Genomic DNA, 20306 nt, shown 5'->3' on the forward strand with positions numbered 1-20306 from the left:
CTTGGAGTGTCCCTACGGGGATATTGAATCTACCTCATAAACCTGCAATCTGCTGTAATTACCAGTTAAGGCGGTAATTAACACTGAGAGTCAAACCTCTGCCTGCATAATTAGAGCTGTCCAATTCAAATCCAGCGTTGTATTGGGAGATCACGGGAAAATATTGATTATTCAATAAATTCTCGACTTTGACTTGTAGCAGCCCCGAGCCAATTTTAACCGCGCTGACGTAATCCAGTGTGAGATAGCTGCTAATCGGGCCGCCATCCGAGCCGTCTTTGAAGGCTTGATCGCGATTTCCAGAATATAATAACTGTAACCGATTGTTCCATCCCGGCAAAGTTTCGTTTTGAACATAAGCTGTTAGCTTGAGCGGTGGAATTCGGCTGCTATCGAGGGCGATGTAACGGTTTTCCTCCTCATATTTGCCTTGAATATAAGTAGCAGTCCCGCCGATCGACCATGTTCGTCCAGGTTGCCAATCCACAGTTCCTTCTAAGCCGTAAATGCGTTCTGGGGCGCGCTGTAGTTCCAGGCGGCCTGTGTTGCCAACTGGTTCAAAACGGACTCCTAGATCCGAGGTATTGTAAAAAGCGGCAAGCGACATTTGCACGGATTGCCACCCTCCTCGAATGCCAATTTCGTAGCTGTTGACTTTTTGCGGTTGAGTTACTTCTAACGAAGATTCAATTCCGACAAAATCCTCGGGGGGTTGGCGGAGGATGCGGCCGAAATCTGGAACTGAGAAACCTTGAGAAAAGTTGCCAAATATGTTGAAGGTGTCATTAATTTTATAGACAGCCCCTGTATTAAATAGGGTGGCGTTAAATTTGCGCTCGCCTCCTTCGATCTGGCGCTCATTAAAAGTGGTATAATCATTGACGTTTAACCCGAGGCGTTCGTGACGTATCCCACCACTTAAAATGACGATATCGTCAATATTCCATTCCATTTGACCGAAAAAGCCAAGGCTGTCGTAAGTGTAAGGAGGGACGAAAGGACGCTCCGAGATTTTCCGGTAAACCCGGCGGCCACTTGCGTCAAATCTCTCCGGGTCGTACAGGTCGAAACGCTGTCTGCTATCTTCAGTAATATAGTCAGAACCCCAAGTTAATCGAAGATTTTCGGCACGGGATAAAGGAGTGGTGATCGCCAGTCTACCTCCTATCTGTTCGTTCTCGGCTCGCGAACGAGTAACACCGACAAACGGCCCAAAGAACTCGGACGTGCGGTAATCTAAAGGAACACCTACATTGGAATTCGTTCGATAGTAGATTTGACTTTGAAGGCTGCTGCCAAAAAGGTTTTGGTTGGTGTAACTTAGGTTGAGCTGTGTACTTTTATTTCCCGGTGTTTCCCCGTCGATATCCAAATTTCCGGTTCGGATGGCGCGGGCTTTTTGCCGTCCTTCCTGGTCGTCAACACTAAAGTCTTGAATTACATTGGGATCTTGGGTTTCCCGATAGTGATTGACCGTTAGTTGCAGCCGCTGGTTGGTGTCCAAATCTACCCCGACTTTGCCCATGACGTTGAAGAGCGTGCTGCTATCTCCGCCGATTTCAAACAAGGGAATGCGATCGCCTTTGGCATCGTAAAAAGCTCCACTTCTAGAGAGCGAGACAGTGCCCGTCATATCGAAATTGCCACTTCGGCCAGAAATCGTCTGCTGAGCGTTAAAGCCTAGAGCATCTTGTGTGTTTGTTAAAGCGCTACTGACGCCCACTTCAGTAACAGCAGCTAGCCTTTCCTCAGTTGGCCGACGAGTAATAATATTAACCACGCCACCTGTAGCCTGAGCGCCGTAGATTGCGGTAGACCCCCGCACTACTTCAATGCGTTCGATCGCGCTGGGATCGATGTTTCTGAATTCTCTGCCAAAAGATTGAAGATTGGTCGTTTGCGGCACGCCGTCAATCAGAACGGAAACGTTGCGACCCCGCAAAGTTTGCCCATAAGTGGCAGTAGTTTGAGTCGGGGCCGCAAAACCGGGAACCTGATTTGCCAGAGTTTCCCCGACATTTCTCGATTGCCCTACCTGCTGCTGAATTTCTTGTGAGTCTACCACCGTTATAGAGCGCGGCACGTTTGTCACTCTTTCTGCGGTTCGTGTTGCAGTGACGACGATTTCAATCGGGTTTCTCCCCACCTGTGGCGTTCCGGGTGGCTGTGTCGGTGTTCCTGGCGGCTGCGCTGTCGGCGGCAAGGGTTCTCCGGGCGTTCCAGGCGGCTGTGCTGTAGGCGGTAAGGGTTCTCCGGGCGTTCCTGGTGGCTGCGCTGTAGGCGGTAAGGGTTCTCCGGGCGTTCCTGGTGGCTGCGCTGTCGGTGGCAAAGGTTCTGCGGGTATCTCTACCTGCTGCCCTGTCGGTGGCAAGGGTTCTGCGGGTGTCCCCGGCCGCTGTGTTGTAGGAGCCGGTGCAGGCGGGCGAGCAGTCATCTGCGAGGTGGGTTGTAAGCTGAGAATCAGACCCGCAGCGTTAGGAATCACCCGTGCCACTGGTTGGCCCCTCTCGCCAATGACTCTGATTCGGATGCTGTTGTTATCTAAAGGAGTAACGGTGACAGAAGCAATTCCCGCAGCCGGTTTGTCTTGACGAAACTCATTTCCCCCCGGCAATCGCAGTTGAGCGGTGATGGCATCAATTTGTAAAGTTTCGCCAAAGGTGGTGGTGAAGACTTGCAGGGGTCTTCCATCTTCAGTGTCTAGGATGATTTCAATACCTTCTGACGTGGGGTTGAGGCGAACGCCCGTCACCTGCGCGATGTTGGAAGCGCACGCCGACTGAGCGACTACCGCCGACACGACTCCTGCCAGCCCAAGGCTACTTAATAATTTCTGCGATATGTTCATTAGTCTTGAATCAACAATTGATAGAACTTCGGATATGTGGTTTGCGTTGTTTGCACAACATGATTTGTGGCAGCGTTGCTGCTCTTGTGGGCAGGAGTGAAACTGACCTGCGGAAAATACGACCTAGTTGTCGGGCGCACTTCGATCCGATTCTCCCGTCGCTAGCAGCCTTTGTCTGGCAGGAAGCGTGTGAGGGCGAAAGCCTCTGTCCGGTGGCGCTCTGGACGATCGCCCACGGTGGGCATTTTCCTCGGTTAAAGGAAGTAGTCGCTGGACGCTTAATGAGAAAGTGCCTTAATTAGATAACACAGCACTTACATCTGTCAAGAGTTAACTAATGAAAACTAATTGCATTTTAATATAGGGGGTCTGACCCCTCTACTTAGTTGTGCACCACTTACCTATTATGGTTGCGGTAAGGGCTAGACAAACGATCGCCTAAAATGCTATGGCAAGAGTTAGAAAAGATTGTCACATAGGAAATGATAGGAGTCAACAAATTTACTAAACGACTCTTGACAATAAATATCATCTAGCCTACTATGCTTAAAGTCGATAGCCGTAAAGCCCCTGAAGCTGATATCGAAGCTGGCTCGGACTGAAATCGCCCCGGAGCCATTGCCGAACAGCGCGATCGACAACAAAACCTCAAAACAAGCGCTAATACCCGGATTGAAGACTAAAACGCGCTGATGGGAGACTCGTAACGCCCGACAACTGTTCACAGAAAGTCTATGTGGAAAGAATTTGGCGGAACTGGTTGGCGTACTGCAAACAAGATTTATAGGTAAAAAGAATCGATGAGTGACGCAAGCATTAAGGGACACCAACTCACCGAAAGTTCTACCAATTTAGTAGAACTCCTGCAAAACAGAGCATTACACCAACCAGATCAGAAATATACTTTTCTGTTAGACGGAAAAACTGAAACCGCCAGTTTGACTTATCGAGAGTTAGACGCGATCGCCCGATCGCACGCCGTGCGACTTCAGACATTGGGAGTCACTGGCGAACGAGCCTTACTGCTTTTCCCACCAGGATTGGACTATCTCGCCGCCTTTTTTGGATGTTTGTACGCCAAAGTGATCCCGGTTCCCCTCTATCCGCCGAAGTTGAAGCGGAATTTAGCGAAAATTAGTGCGATCGCCAAAGACGCAGGAGCAACATTTGCGATCGCTCCCGCGCGACACTTGGAAAATTTAGAGCAGCTATGCGAGCAAGCGCCGGAACTCAAAGGGCTGCACTGGCTGACTGCAGAGGCGCTTGCCGATGACGGGGAAAAGTGGCAGCAGCCACCCATCGATCCCGACGAAGTGGCTTATCTTCAGTACACTTCCGGCTCAACCTCCACCCCCAAAGGCGTAATGGTGAGCCACGCCAACGTTTTGTACAACATCGAATACATTCACCGAGGCTTTGACCACGATTCCGAAAGCGTTGCCGTAACGTGGCTTCCCCCCTTTCACGACATGGGGTTAATTGACGGATTGCTCAAACCTTTGTATCTGGGAATTCCCTCTTACTTCATGCCGCCAGCGGCGTTTATTCAGAACCCGATGTGCTGGTTGGAAGCGATTTCACGCTACAAAGCTACCCACAGCGGCGGGCCAAATTTTGCTTACGACTTGTGTGCTAGCAAAATAAGCAAAATCTTGGGCGATCGCCAAGAAATGCTCGACTTGAATAGTTGGCGCGTCGCGTATAACGGCGCAGAACCCATCCACAAAGAAACCCTAGAGCGATTTACCAAAGCTTTTGAGCCCTGCGGTTTTCGGGCGGATGCCTTTTGTCCTGCTTACGGAATGGCAGAAACCACGCTAAAAATTGCCACGGTTCGCAGCGGGGCAACACCGACTTTCTTACCTGTTGACGCTGGGGCGCTGGAAAATAATCACATTGTAGAAGTTGTCGAAGGCGATCGTGGCGCGAGAACTTTAGTCGGCTGCGGTTTCCCTGAATTTGGCACTCTAGTTGCGATCGTCAATCCCGAATCTCTGACGCAATGCCAGCCGCACGAAGTCGGAGAAATTTGGGTAGCTGGCGAAACAGTGACGCGAGGCTATTGGAATCGCCCAGAAGAGACAGAAAAAACTTTCCAAGCATATCTTTCAGATACCAGCGAAGGGCCATTTTTGCGAACAGGAGATTTAGGCTTTTTACGCGACGGAGAACTGTTTATTACAGGGCGACTCAAAGATTTGATTATCATGCGAGGTCGCAATCTTTACCCCCAAGATATAGAAAGAACGGCAGAGCGCAGCCATCCCAGTTTGCGGCAGGGGGCGATCGCGGCATTCTCGGTGGAAGTCGCAGGCGAAGAACAGCTCGTTATCGTGCAAGAATTACAATCTCGTAAAGCGCCGGATAATAGCGAGGAAATTATCAGCGCCATCCGCTCCAGCATTGCTCAAGAATATGAAGTGCAAGTTTATGGAGTAGTGCTGATTAAGCCCGGAAGCATTCCGAAAACGACCAGCGGTAAAATTCAACGTCGCGCCGCCTATGCTGACTTTCTAGCTAACAAATTGGAAGTGGTCGCCAGTAGCGTTTTAGAGATATCTGATTTTGTTGAAATAGAGAATCGCCTCACGCGAGAAAATCTGCTGACAGCCGAGTTAGCCGAACAGCAGGCACAGTTAGAAACCTATTTGCGACAGCAGGTAGCGAGGGTGCTGAAAGTCAGCATTTCTCAAATCCAATCGGCACAGGGTTTTAGTAACTTGGGTTTGGATTCATTGGCGGTATTTGAATTTAAAAATCAGATCGAAAGCGATCTAAAAATAGCTTTATCAATAGAAGACTTATTCCTGGAATTAAGCCTTGCTCAACTGGCTGCAAAAATTTTAGAAAAATTGGCAGAAGCCCCGAAAATTGCGTCTATTCAGGCAGTTGCTCGCCTACAAAACATCCCCCTGTCTTTTGCTCAAGAGCGCTTATGGTTCTTTGACCAATTGGAACCAGGAAACCCCTTTTATAACCTCTGCGGTGCAGTTCGGATCACAGGACAACTTAATGCAGAAGCACTCAGGCAAAGTATTGAGACAATTATCGATCGGCACGAGGTTTTGAGAACTGCATTTGCTGCTGTGGAAGGGCAACCGATACAGGTTGTCGCTGCTGCGGGCGATTGGACGCTGCCGCTGATAGATTTGAGCGATCGCTCCCCAGACGATCGCGAGGCCCAGGTACAAAGGCTGTCTGCGGAAGAAGCGCGAGATCCCTTTGACTTGGGGCAAAGCTCTCTGCTGCGCGCCAAACTGCTGCGCCTCGACGAAACAGAGCACGTCTTACTTCTAACCGTGCATCATATTGTTTTTGATGGTTGGTCCCTGGGCGTATTTCTCCGGGAGTTGGCAGAATTTTATCAAGCTTTTTCTAGCAATGATTTACCCTTGCTTTCCCCGCTGCCAATTCAATACGCCGACTTTGCCGCATGGCAGCGCCAGCAGTTGCAAGGAGAAATATTAGAGACGCAAGTGGCTTACTGGAAGCAGCAGTTAAGCGGCAGCTTGCCGGTTCTAAATTTACCAACAGACTTTCCTCGCCCCGCCGTTCAAACGTTCCAGGGTGCGAGACAAACTTGGGAGTTGCCCAAAGATTTGAGCTTGGCGCTGACCCAATTGGGCCAGCAAGAAAAAGCCACCCTATTTATGACGTTGCTGGCAGCCTTCAAGACGCTGCTTTATCGCTACACGGGGCAGACAGATATTTTAGTTGGCTCTCCCATCGCCAACCGCAATCGCAGCGAAATAGAAGCATTAATTGGATTTTTTGTCAATACTTTAGTGCTGCGGTCTGACTTAAATGGAAATCAGACTTTTCGAGAGTTGCTAAGGAATGTGCGAGAAGTGGCATTAGGCGCTTACGCGCATCAAGATGTACCGATTGAGAAGCTTGTCGAGGAGTTGCAGCCAGAGCGAGATTTGAGCTACTCGCCACTGTTTCAAGTGGCGTTTGCCTTGCAAAACGGCTTGACGCAGACTTTAGAATTGCCAGGGCTGACTTTAAATTTTAATGAAATTGACACCGAAACCGCTAACTTTGACTTGACGCTATTTCTGGAAGAAACCGAGCGGGGGTTGACGGCGACGTGGGAGTACAGCACGAACCTGTTCCAACCCAGCACGATCGCGCGGATGCACGGGCATTTTCAGATTTTGCTCGAAGGAATTATCGCCAATGCCGATCGGCGCCTGGACGAGTTGCCATTGTTGAGCGATCGCGATCGGCATCAACTGCTAGTTGAGTGGAATAATACGCAAGTCGATTATCCGAAAAATTTCACCATTCACCAGTTATTTGAAGCGCAGGTAGAGCAAACGCCGGATGCCGTTGCGGTGGTGTTTGAAAACCAACAACTGACTTATAAAGAGTTAAACCAAAAAGCGAATCAACTGGCGCACTACTTACAAAAACTCGGCGTCAAACCAGAAGTTTTGGTGGGAATTTGTACCGAGCGATCGCTAGACGCGATTGTCGGTTTGCTGGGCATTCTCAAAGCGGGCGGCGCTTATGTACCGCTCGATCCAACTTATCCCAAAGAACGCTTGAGCTTCATGTTAGAAGAAACTCAAGTGTCCGTGCTGCTGACTCAAGCACATTTAGCCGAGTCTCTTCCCGCACATCAGGCGCATCTTATTTGCTTAGATTCAGATTGGGAAATTATCGCGCAGCACGGTGAAGAAAACCCAGCGCCGTTAGTGACTTCTAGCAATCTGGCTTATATAATGTACACCTCCGGATCGACTGGAAAGCCCAAAGGTGCAAGCGTCACGCAGCGCGCAGTCGTGCGGTTAGTCAAAGGAAGTAATTATGCCAATTTGAGCGCGGAAGAAGTCTTCCTGCAACTCGCTCCCATTTCCTTTGATGCTGCAACTTTTGAGATTTGGGGCAGCCTTTTGAACGGGGCGCGATTAGTTGTCATGCCTGCCCATACCCCCTCTTTGCAAGAATTGGGACGGGCAATTCGGCAAAACCAAATAACAACGCTGTGGCTGACTGCTGGATTATTTCACCAGATGGTAGACGAACAGCTAGAGGATTTAAAGCAGGTGCAACAACTGCTAGCAGGGGGCGATATTTTATCAGTTTCCCACGTCTTGAAACTGTTGAGAGAAGCCAAAGGGTGCAGGCTTATTAATGGCTATGGCCCCACGGAAAATACAACATTCACCTGCTGCTATTCGATAACCGATGCCAGTCAAATTGTCAAGTCGGTTGCCATCGGGCGCCCTATTAGTAACACGCAAGTTTATATTCTGGATTCGCAATTGCAGCCAGTGCCGATTGGCGTACCTGGAGAATTGTATATTGCTGGCGACGGGTTAGCGCGGGGGTATTTTAACCGACCTGAATTAACTGCACGAGCCTTTATTTCTAATCCATTTAGCGGCGAGCCAGATGCGCGGCTTTACAAAACGGGCGATCGCGCTTGCTATTTACCAGACGGCAATATTGAATTTCTGGGTCGCTGGGACAATCAAATAAAGGTGCGGGGCTTCCGCATCGAAATCGGCGAGATTGAGGCGGCATTAAGCCAGCATCCGAACGTTCGAGAAGCTGTGGTTGTGGTTCGAGAAGATGAACTAGGAAATAAATGTTTAGTGGCTTATGCAGCGTTCAGCCAAGAGGGCGCGATCGCCACAAGTGAATTGCGCTCTTTCCTGAAGGAGAAGCTGCCGGAATATATGCTGCCTTCGGCTTTTGTGCTGCTAGAGGCGCTGCCGCTGACGCCGAATGGAAAAGTAGACCGCAAAGCACTTAGAGCGCCCGATACAGAAAACTTCCCATTAAACGCAGCTTTTGCACCGCGCACTCCGGAAGAACAGTTACTCGCTGAAATTTGGAGTAAGGTTCTCGGCGTCAAACAAATAGGAATTGACGACAATTTCTTCGAGTTGGGAGGACATTCCCTGCTGGCAACGCAACTGATTGCTAAAGTTCGAGAAGCGTTTCAGGTAGAGTTGCCGCTACGCAGTTTGTTTCAGTCTCCGACGGTGGAAAGTTTGGCAGAAGCGATCGCCATCGCTAAAGCGCAGCAGGCGATCGAACCCCGCGCCCTTGTGCAACTGCCTGCAATCGTCCCCGATCCTCAAAATCGCTGCGAACCTTTTCCGCTCAATGAAATGCAGCAGGCGTACTGGATCGGGAGAAATACCTTTTTTGAAATGGGGAATGTCGCCATTCACGGCTATGTAGAAATTGAAGGCGACGATATAGATTTAGAGCGGTTTAGCCTCGCGTGGCAGCGAGTGGTGGAACGCCACGATATGCTGCGCGCGATCGTCCATCCAGACGGGCAACAGCAAATTTTAGAAACAGTGCCAGCTTATGCAATTCCAGTATTAGATTTGCGCGGACAAAGCCCAGAGGCGGTGAATTCCCAACTCGAAGCAATTCGCGAATCCCTGTCTCACCAAGTGCTGCCGCTCGATCGCTGGCCGCTTTTCGAGATTCGCGCTTCGCTTATACGCGATCGCCGCATCCGCTTGCACGTCAGCATTGACGCCTTGTGCATTGACGGTTGGAGCTATCAAATTCTCTTCCGAGATTTGGTGACGTTTTACCGCAATCCCAACGCAGCGATCGCGCCTTTGCAACTGTCATTCCGCGACTACGTTTTAGCGGCGATCGCGCTCCAAGATTCCTCATTTTTCCAGCAATCTTTAGAGTATTGGAAAAATCGCCTCGCCACTCTGCCGCCAGCGCCCGAACTCCCCTTAGCCAAGCATCCGAGTTCCCTGACACAGCCTCGCTTCAAGCGCTGGAGCGCTCAGTTAGAGCCGGAAACCTGGAAAAAACTTAAAGCCAGAGCCGCGCGATCGGCGCTTTCTCCGACAGGCGTTTTGCTGGCTGCTTATGCCGAAGTTCTGGGCCTGTGGAGCAAAAGCCCTCGGTTTACCCTCAACGTGCCGCGCTTCAATCGCCTTGTACTGCACCCGCAAGTCAACGACATTATCGGCGAGTTTGCCTCGTTTACTTTGCTGGAGGTAGACAACTCGCGCCGAGAAAGTTTTGAAGTTCGGGCGAAACGCCTGACTCAGCAGCTTTGGCACGATTTAGAGCACCAGTACGTCAGCGGCGTGCGCGTTTTGCGAGAATTGGCGCAACTGCACCGGATGACATCGGCGGCACCGATGCCAGTGGTATTCACGACTAATCCGCAGAATAACCCCGGACAAAGCGATTCTTCCATACTCGGCGCGATCGCAGAAATCGGAGAGGTTGTTTACGTCGTCGGTCAAACTCCCCAAGTTTGGATAGACAATCAGTACAGCGAAGCTGGCGGCACTCTATTCTTGAACTGGGATGCGGTGGAAGAACTCTTCCCCCAAGGGCTAATCGACGATATGTTTGACGCCTACTGCCACCTGTTGCAGCGCCTCGCAAGCTCGGAGTCAGCTTGGCAAGAAGAGGCGCAGTTGCAGCAGCAACCCGTCGCTAAGAGCATCGAAGCACCCATTCCCGACGCACTGCTGCACGAGTTGTTTGCTCAGCAAGTAGCCAAGCGATCGCAGCAAGCAGCCGCGATCGCGCGCGATCGCACCCTCACCTACGAGGAACTATATCTGCGATCGAATCAAGTCGCTCACCGATTGCGGAAGCTGGGAGCTCGCCCCAACCAGTTGGTTGCCGTGGTTATGGAAAAAGGATGGGAACAAATCGTTGGTGTGCTGGGCATTCTCGCATCCGGGGCAGCTTATTTGCCCGTAGATGGGGCGCTACCAAAAGAGCGGCTGTGGTATTTGCTGGAAAATGGCGAAGTTGAGATTGTTTTGACGCAATCTCAGTTAAATCAGCGATTGGAATGGCCGGAAAATGTGCGGCGAATTTGTCTCGATACCGACGAATTGGCGGCCGAAAGCAGCGAAGCTTTGGAGTCGGTGCAGGAACCGGAAGATTTAGCTTATGTTATTTACACTTCTGGCTCAACTGGCTTGCCGAAAGGCGTGGCGATCGCGCACCGCGGTGCAGTCAATGCGATCGCTCAGACCAACCAAGTGTTTAATGTCGCCGAGTGCGATCGCGCGATCGCAGTCACCGCACTGCACCACGATATGTCCGTTTACGATATCTTCGGCATCCTAGCGGCCGGAGGAGCGATCGTCATTCCCGATGCCGCACAACGGCTAGACCCCGCTCACTGGGCCCAATTGATGGTAAAAGAGCGCGTCACCCTTTGGAACTCGGTTCCGCCGATGATGGAAATGCTGCTCGATTACGCTGGCGGACGTTCTGAAGTGTTGCCGGAGTGCTTGCGCTGGGCGTTTCTCGGCGGAGACTGGATACCGATAACGCTTCCTGAGAGGTTAAGGGCGATCGTCAAAGAATGTCGCGTTGTCAGTGTCGGCGGGCCAACCGAAACTACCCTTTGGAATATCTGGTATCCGGTAGAAACTGTTGATTCTTCTTGGAACAGCATTCCCTACGGATCGCCGATCGCCAACACCCGCTATTACATTTTGAATCAAAGGCTAGAAGACTGTCCCGTCTGGGTTGCCGGCGAGATGTGCTGTGCCGGAGTGGGACTGACAAAAGGATACTGGCGGAATGAAGAAAAAACTCGCGCCAGCTTCCTCACTCACCCCGTCACCGGCGAACGCTTGTACCGAACGGGAGATTTAGGGCGCTTCCTCCCTGACGGCAACATCGAATTTTTAGGGCGAGAAGACTTCCGCATCAAAATTCGCGGATACCGCATCGAGGCCGGAGAAATTGAAGCCGCTTTGAACCAGCACCCGGCAGTGCGATCGTGTGTAGTAACGGCATTCGGGGAAGATCGCAGTCAGAAACGGTTAATAGCCTATGTGGTTCCCCAACAAAATGCAGCGCCAGAAACTTGCGAATTGCGGCAATTTCTGAGCCAAAAGCTGCCCGAATATATGCTGCCGTCTGCATTTGTCATGCTGGAGGCGCTGCCGCTATCTGCCAATGGAAAAGTAGACCGCAAAGCTCTTCCCGCACCGGATGCCGCCTTCCTTCCGAAAACCTTTGTCGCGCCTAACACCCCGGTTGAAAAAGTTCTCGCAGGCATCTGGGCTGAAATACTCGGAGTGGAAAAAATCGGCATTCACGACAACTTTTTTATCGATTTAGGAGGGCACTCCCTACTAGCAACGCAAATCATCTCGGCGGTGCGCGACACCTTCGGGGTAGATGTTCCCCTGCGCTCTTTCTTCGAGTCGCCTACCGCATCCGAGCAAGCCGCGGCCCTGGTGGAAAATCCCGCGCAGCGAGAGAACGTTGAAAATACCGCTCAATTGCTGCTGAGTCTTGCGGAACTTTCCGATGAAGAAGTAGAGCGAATGCTAGCCGAGAAAACTTCTCTACTCGATCGGGAATTGGCGATCGCCTCTCCCTCTACTTATTAATTCCAGCAGTCTAGTCAACATTATTAATCAGGGTCAAATGAGCTATTTGAAACTATCTGCAAAAAAACGCGCATTGCTGGAAGTGATGCTGCGAGAAAAGGGGGTAGAATCCTCAAGCGATCGCAGAATTCCTAGAAGGAAAGAAGGCGACTCGATCCCCTTGTCTTTCGCCCAGCAACGGCTGTGGTTTTTCGACCAGTTCGAGGCGGGAAAATCTTTCTACAATCTCCCAGGCGCTATCCGGCTCAAAGGCAAATTAAATGTCGCCGTGTTGGAGCAAACTTTCAACGAAATCGTCAACCGGCACGAAGCTTTGCGATCGACTTTTACTGAGGTTCAGGGACAGCCAATTCAAGTCATTGCTCCTCCTGGAACTCGCCTGCATCTGCCAGTAATAGACCTGCGAGAACTGCCCCAGAGCGATCGAGAGGCAGCCGTAAAGCAGCTATCTGCAAAGGAAGCGCAACAGCCCTTTGACTTAGAACGAGGCCCCTTGCTGCGGACATCTTTGCTACAGCTTAGCGAAGAAGAATACGTCCTGCTGCTGACGATGCACCACATCGTTTCAGATGGCTGGTCCATAGGAGTGCTGGCGCGGGAACTGGCTGCAATTTACGAAGCCTTATCCGCCGGAAACCAACCGCAGCTTCCAGAGCTTCCCGTGCAGTATGCCGACTTTGCGATCTGGCAGCGCAACTGGCTCTGCGGCGAAGTGCTGCAAACTCAGCTTGCGTACTGGAAGCAACAGTTGGAGGGAGCGCCTCCCTTGCTGGAACTGCCTGCCGATCGACCCCGACCTCCAATTCAGACCTCCGAAGGCGCCACCCAGTCGGTATTGCTGTCTTTCGAGCTGACAGCGGCCCTCAAAAACCTCAGCCAGCGGGAGGACGTTACCCTGTTTATGACGCTGCTGGCGGCATTTAAAGCGCTGCTCTACCGCTATACAGGGCGGACAGACTTGCTAGTCGGCTCGCCGATCGCCAACCGCAACCGCGCGGAAATTGAAGGGCTCATTGGCGTATTCGTCAATACGCTGGTGTTGCGGACTGACGTTTCCGGCGATCCTACTTTTCGAGAATTGCTTCAACGCTTGCGCGAGGTGACTTTGGGAGCCTACGCCCACCAAGACTTGCCATTTGAGAAACTGGTTGAGGAACTGCAACCCGAGCGCAGTCTGAGTTATAACCCGGTATTTCAGGTTATGTTCCAGTTGCGGAACAACCCCATGCCGCCCTTGGATCTGCCCGGATTGACTTTAAGTCTGCTCGATCTCGAAACGAATACGACGCAGTTTGATTTGAGCTTGGATTTAGAAGAAGTGGGGGAAAGGCTGCAAGCCTCAGTGCAATACAGCACGGATTTGTTCGATCGCGCCACCATTACCCGGATGCTCGGACACCTGCAAACCTTGTTGGAAGGCATCGCCGCTAATCCAGAGCAGCACCTCTCCAGCTTGCCCCTGCTGACTGCAGCCGAAAACCAGCAACTGCTGGAGTGGAATAATACTTTGGCCCAGTATCCCCAGGATAAGTGCATCCATCAGTTATTTGAGGAGGCTGTTGAGCGATCGCCCGACGCTGTGGCAGTGGTGTTTGAAGGAGAAGAACTCAGCTATAGGGAGCTGAACGCCAGAGCAAACCAGTTGGCGCGCCACCTGCGATCGCTGGGAGTGGAGCCAGAAGTGCTGGTGGGGATTTGCGTCGAGCGATCGCCCTTAATAATAATCGGCTTATTGGGCGTCTTGAAAGCTGGCGGCGCTTACGTCCCACTCGATCCAAACTATCCTAAAGAGCGCTTGGCTTTCATGCTAGAAGATTCCTCAGTGCCAGTGCTGCTAACTCAACAGAAGCTAGTCGAGAAACTTCCTCTAAATTCGGCTCGTGTTGTCTGCTTGGACTCTGGCTGGGACGACATTGCTTCTTACAGCGAAGAAAACCCTTCTAGCGGCGTAAAGCCAAAAAACTTGGCTTACGTTATCTACACATCAGGCTCTACAGGCCAACCCAAAGGCGTTTTAATCGAACACGGGTCGCTAGTTAACTACACGACGGCTGCCATCGCTGAATATGCTATTTCACAAAGCGATCGCATTCTACAATTCTCCTCAATTAGTTTTGATGTCAGTGCTGAAGAAATCTATACCAGCTTAACTTCTGGCGCAACATTGGTCTTGCGTAACGATTCTATACTAGACTCCATCGAGGAATTTCTGCAGAAGTGCTTTAATTGGGAAATAACCGTCTTGGCACTTCCCACAGCCTACTGGCAGGAACTCACCGCCTTCTTGAACCCAAAAAAATTTACCCCTTCTTCATCATTGCGCTTAATTATCATTGGGGGAGAAAAAGCGCTACCCGAACGATTGAAAGCTTGGCTGGAGTGTGTGGGACAGCAAGTTCGTCTAGTGAATAATTACGGTCCGACAGAAACCACTGTGGGAGCCACAATCTGCGAGTTATCGGCAGCAGACGCCACATTGAGGGAGTTGCCGATCGGGCGTCCGATTGGGAACCTACAAACCTACATCCTAGATGGCAACGGGCAGCCTGTACCCATTGGCATTGCGGGTGAGTTGCACGTCGGCGGCGCTGGTTTAGCGCGGGGATACCTCAACCGTCCCGAACTGACGGAGGAAAAATTTATCCCCAACCCCTTTAGCAATAAACCAGGTTCGCGCCTCTACAAAACGGGAGACTTAACTCGTTATAGAGCAGATGGAAATATCGAATATGTTGCTCGCGTTGACAATCAGGTCAAGGTGCGGGGGTTCCGCATCGAGCTAGGAGAAATAGAGGCGGTACTCTCCCAGCATCCGGCAGTGCGGGAAAGTGCGGTTTTGGTGCGAGAAGGCGATCGCAAGCGTCTCGTGGCTTACGTCGTCCCCGACGCCCGAGAGCAGAATTCCTCAGTGTCTTCTAGCGAACTGCGCCAGTTCCTGCAAGAACGCTTGCCCGATTATATGCTGCCGTCTGCCTTCGTTGTGCTGGAGAAACTGCCTCTAACGCCTAACGGCAAGATCGATCGGGCTGCGCTGCCAGCGCCCGACTTGACGCGATCCGAATTGGAAGAGACTTTCGCGGCTCCTTGCAGCAGCATCGAGCAGCAGCTAGCCAGTATTTGGATGGAGGTTCTCGGAATCGAGCGAGTGGGCATACACGACAACTTTTTCGAGTTGGGCGGAGATTCGATTCTCAGCATTCAGATTGTCGCCAAAGCCAATCGAGCGGGGATTCAACTGACTCCCAAACTGCTATTCCAGCACCAGACGATCGCGTTTCTGGCAGCCGCTGCTGGCACTGTCGAGGCTGTGCGAGCCGAGCAAAAACCGGTGACGGGCGCGGTGCCGCTGACTCCCGTGCAGCAGTGGTTCTTTGAAGAAAATTTTGCCTTTGGGCATCACTGGAATCAAGCCGTGATGTTAGAAGTGCGGCAACCCCTCGAAGCAGTGCTGCTGGAGCGAGCGTTCGCGCAACTTCTGACGCACCACGACGCCCTGCGCCTGCGCTTTGCGCCCGGCGAATCTGGCTGGCAGCAGTTCAATGCCGAACCGGGGGGAGCCGTGCCGTTTGAAAAATTAGATTTATCTAATTTATTGACAAACGACCAAAATTGTGCTATTGAGTCTAAGGCCGATGAAGTACAGGCAAGCTTAAACCTGTCAGAAGGGCCGATCGCGCGCGCTGTTCTGTTCGATCTGGGGGCGCAGCAACCTTCGCGCCTGCTAATAGTTATCCACCACTTAGCTGTCGATGGCGTATCGTGGCGAATTTTGCTCGAAGACTTGCAGAATGCCTGCGAGCAGTTGAGCAGGGGTCTTGCAATCTCGCTGCCGCCGAAGACGACATCTTTCAAACATTGGGCACAGCGGCTGGTTGAATACGCTCAGTCAGAAGCGTTGCACCAAGAATTCGATTACTGGCTGGCACACCTGCAAAAGCCGATTTCTCCCCTGCCAGTAGATTTCGCTGGGGGAAGCAATGCGGTAGCGCAGTCGCGCATCGTGTCGGTGGCGATCGCTGCTGAAGACACTAACGTCTTGCTGCACGAAGTTCCCAAAGTCTACCGAACTCAAATTAACGACGTGCTGCTGGCAGCACTGGCGTGGGCGTTTGCCCAGTGGACCCGAGAGCTAACGCTGCTGGTTGATTTAGAGGGGCACGGGCGGGAAGATATCTTCCCAGATGCAGACGTTTCGCGGACTGTGGGTTGGTTTACTTCCGTGTTTCCGGTACTGCTGTCGATCGGCGAGGCTTCCACTGCCGCAGATGGCTTAAAGGCTGTGAAAGAACAGTTGCGCGCCATCCCGAATCGCGGTATGGGTTACGGGTTGCTGCGATATCTCGCTGGCGGCGAAATTTCCCAGAAACTGATCTCGCTCCCGGATGCCGAGGTGAGTTTCAATTACTTCGGACAGTTCGACCAAGTTCTCCCTGAATCATCTTTATTTGCGCTGTCTGGGGAATCCGTCGGTCAGCCTTTTAGCCCCGAAGGAAACCGCAGCTATTTGATAGAAATTAACGGATTTGTTGCGGGCGGGCAGTTGCGAATGGATTGGACTTACAGCGAAGAAATCCACCGACGTTCTACGGTGGAGAATTTAGCGCAAAAATTTGCCGAAGCCCTGCGAGCGATCGCCCTGGCTTCCCAGGAACCCGAAGCAGTCGGCTGCACTCCCTCTGACTTTGCAGAATTCAAGTGGAGCCAGTGGACGCAAAACGACCTAGAAGACATTCTTTCAGCAATTGGAAAAGTTTGAAATGGGCAAAAGCAACGTTGAAGATTTTTACCCCCTCTCGCCCATGCAGCAGGGGATGCTCTTTCACACCCTCTACTCTCCCAACTCGGGAGTTTATTTCGAGCAATTAACTTGCACGCTTCGCAAACTGGCGAACCCGCAGGCATTCAAGCAGGCGTGGCAGCAGGTGACCGATCGACATCCCATCTTGCGTACTTCCTTCGTGTGGGAAGGCCTCAAAGAACCCGTTCAAGTCGTGTCCCGGCAAGTCCAACTGCCTTGGGAGGAGTGCGACTGGCAAGATCTCGCGCCTGCAGCACAGCAACAGCAGCTAGAAACCTTTCTCAAAAGCGATCGCGATCGGGGTTTCGATATGCGGCAACCGCCGTTGATGCGGATGACTCTCATCAAACTGGCAAAAGATACTTATTATTTCATCTGGAGCCACCACCACCTGCTGCTAGATGGCTGGTCTAACCCCACGATCCTCACAGAAGTCTTTGATTTTTACCAAGCCTTCCTTAACGGCGAGCAATTATCCTTGCCGCGCCCGCGCCCCTATCGCGACTACATTGTTTGGATACAGCAGCAGAATTTGTCTGAGGCTGAGTCGTTTTGGCGGCAGCGCCTCGAAGGCTTTACCGCACCCACGCCGCTGCCAATTGAGCGGGATTTTGGGTCCGCAGCGGGAGAAGAAAGCGATCGGGAACAGCAAATCCTGCTGCCTGTAGCGACAACAGCAGCGCTGCGATCGTTAGCTCGGCAGCAGCAATTGACGCTGAACACTCTAGTGCAAGGAGCCTGGGGGCTGCTTCTAAGCCGCTACAGCGGCGAGGAAGACATCATTTTTGGAACGGTTGTCTCCGGTCGTCCACCAGAGTTGGCGGGAGTAGAATCGATGGTGGGGCTGTTCGTCAACACCCTGCCCGCGCGCGTCAAGATTCGCCCAAAAGACTCGCTGCTGTCTTGGCTCAAGCAGTTGCAGGACCGACAAATAGAGGCGCGGCAGTACGAATACAGCCCCTTGGTAGAGGTGCAGCGGTGGAGCGAAGTGCCGCGCAGGCTGCCTTTGTTTGACACGCTGGTAGTTTTTGAGAACTATCCCTTAGAGTCTTCTTTGCAGAAGCGGGTTCAGAACCTGGAAATAGAAAGCGTTCTTTCTTTTGAAAAGACGAACTATGCTCTAACGCTGACGGTGGTGCCGGGTGAGGAGTTGGCGCTCAAAATTGGTTACAATAGCAACCGCTTTGAGGACAGTGCGATCGCGCGGATGCTCGGACACCTGCAAACTTTACTGGAGGGAATGACTGCCAATCCTGAGCGGAAACTGTCAGAATTGCCTTTATTGAGCGCCGCCGAACGCCAGCAATTACTTGTCCAGTGGAACGACACCCAAGCGGATTATCCCAAAAATTCCTCAATTCACGAATTATTTGCAGCGCAAACAGAGCGAACCCCAGATGCAGTGGCTGCAATTTGCGAAAATGAACAATTGACTTACCGCCAATTGAATGCCAAAGCCAACCAAATCGCGCATTACCTGCAAACTCTAGGTGTAAAACCCGAAGTTTTGGTGGGAATTTGCTTAGAGCGATCGCTGGAAATGCTGGTGGCCATTTTGGGCATTTTAAAAGTCGGTGCCGCTTACGTTCCTGTCGATCCTGCTTATCCCCAAGAACGCCGCTCCTTCATGCTGGCGGACGCAAAAGTTCCGGTGCTTTTGACTCAAAAAAACCTCCTAGAAACCCTCCCCGAACACAGCGCTAAAGTCGTCTGTATCGACGCCGAATGGCAGGAAATTTCCCGCCAGAGCGATCGCAACCCCGCTGTTAAAGTGGAAGCTGAAAACCTCGCTTACGTCCTCTACACTTCCGGCTCGACTGGCACTCCCAAAGGCGTACTCGGCACCCACCGAGGCACAGTCAATCGCTGTTTTTGGAACCCCTACCCTTTTATCGAACAAGATATTGGCTGTCAAAAAACCTCCTTAAATTTTGTCGATTCGGTTTGGGAAATTTTTGCTCCTTTGCTGCATGGGTTGCCCACTGTGATTATTCCCGATCGATCCGTCAAAGATATTAACCAATTCCTTCAAACCTTATCAAAGCAAAATGTAACGCGACTGGTGCTGGTTCCTTCTTTGTTGCGCGCTATCTTAGATTCCTTCCCTGATTTAGACAGGCGTTTGCCTCAATTAAAATATTGGATTTGCAGCGGAGAAACTCTGCCGCTGGAACTTTGCCAGCAATTTCGAGAGCAGATGCCCCAGCGGGTATTAATCAATCTGTATGGCTCTTCTGAAGTAGCTGCAGACGTGACGTGGTACGATGCAACTCACTGTGTCGAGAAAGTTCCAATCGGTCGCCCGATCGCCAACACGCAAATTTATCTGCTCGATCGCAATTTGCAACCCGTTTCGATAGGAATTCCCGGCGAGATTTACGTCGGCGGCGATGGATTGGCACAGGGCTACTTAAACCGCCCTGACTTAACCTCGGAAAAATTCATTTCTAACCCGTTTGGGCAAGAAAAATTAGATTTTCTCGGTAATTCTCATCAAAAAGTTTTGTTCAAAACAGGCGATCTCGGTTGTTACCTGCCGGATGGTAATATAGAATTTCTGGGCCGTGGCGATTGCCAAGTAAAAATTCGCGGTTTCCGCATCGAACTAGGAGAAATAGAGGCAGCACTTTCTCAACATTCTTCTGTGTCCACCGCTGCTGTTTTGCTTCAAGAAAATGAACCAGGCAGTCAACGCCTAGTCGCTTACCTAGTTCCTAACTCAGGGCTCATAAATCAGCACCCAGAACTTATTTCCGAACTGCGTTCATTCTTGAAGCACAAACTGCCCGATTACATGGTGCCTTCAGCTTTTGTGCTATTAGATGCGCTGCCATTAACGCCCAACGGAAAAATTGACCGCCTCGCCTTATCTCAAAGGTGCGATTACGTTTCTGATGAAACAGCCTTCACTGAGCCACAAACGCCAACAGAGAAAGAAATTGCTGAGATTTGGACTGCTCTTTTAGGGCTAGAAAAAGTAGGAACTAACCAAAACTTTTTTGACCTTGGCGGTCACTCTCTGATGGCAACACAGTTAATATCGCGAGTGCGATCGTGCTTTGGGGTAGAGTTAGCGATGTGCGATTTTTTTGCCGCTCCCACCATTGAGAATTTAGCTGAACTAATCGAGGAAGAAATTCTGGCAAACGCCGATTCTAACCAGATAGATGAATTGCTCGACCTCTTAGAAAAAAGTGAGGGAGACTCAGCACAAACTGTGATGCTGACTGAGTAAATATTGGGTTGGCAAAAAAGCACAAACAGCCCTTTTCTCCTTAAGGCTTCGGTG

Annotated in this window: 5 protein-coding genes; 4 read left to right on the forward strand and 1 reads right to left on the reverse strand. The window is 51.3% G+C overall.

Annotation, left to right across the window (positions count from 1 at the left end; all coding sequences use genetic code 11):
- Positions 1–58 precede the first annotated feature (58 nt).
- A complete protein-coding gene (locus QUA71_RS02550) occupies positions 59–2848 on the reverse strand; it encodes a TonB-dependent receptor domain-containing protein (protein WP_333281793.1) in 2790 nt (929 codons plus the stop codon).
- Positions 2849–2853: 5 nt separating this feature from the next.
- Here QUA71_RS02550 and QUA71_RS02555 point away from each other — a divergent pair, with 5 nt between their 5' ends.
- From QUA71_RS02555 to QUA71_RS02570, 4 genes are all read left to right on the forward strand, one after another.
- Entirely contained in the window at positions 2854–3150 is a 297-nt protein-coding gene (locus tag QUA71_RS02555; protein WP_333281796.1) for a hypothetical protein, read from the forward strand.
- Between the two features lie 498 nt (positions 3151–3648).
- Positions 3649–12219 (forward strand): amino acid adenylation domain-containing protein, encoded by an 8571-nt coding sequence (locus QUA71_RS02560; protein ID WP_333281797.1) that lies wholly within the window; start codon positions 3649–3651, stop codon positions 12217–12219.
- Positions 12220–12256: 37 nt separating this feature from the next.
- Positions 12257–16975 carry an amino acid adenylation domain-containing protein gene (locus tag QUA71_RS02565; RefSeq protein WP_333281800.1) on the forward strand — a complete coding sequence of 1573 codons (4719 nt, stop codon included), beginning with the start codon at positions 12257–12259 and terminating at the stop codon, positions 16973–16975.
- Position 16976: 1 nt separating this feature from the next.
- Entirely contained in the window at positions 16977–20252 is a 3276-nt protein-coding gene (locus QUA71_RS02570) for an amino acid adenylation domain-containing protein (RefSeq protein WP_333281803.1), read from the forward strand.
- The last annotated feature ends 54 nt before the right edge of the window (positions 20253–20306 follow it).

The organism is Microcoleus sp. MON1_C5 (assembly GCF_036701875.1).
GTDB lineage: Bacteria > Cyanobacteriota > Cyanobacteriia > Cyanobacteriales > Microcoleaceae > Microcoleus.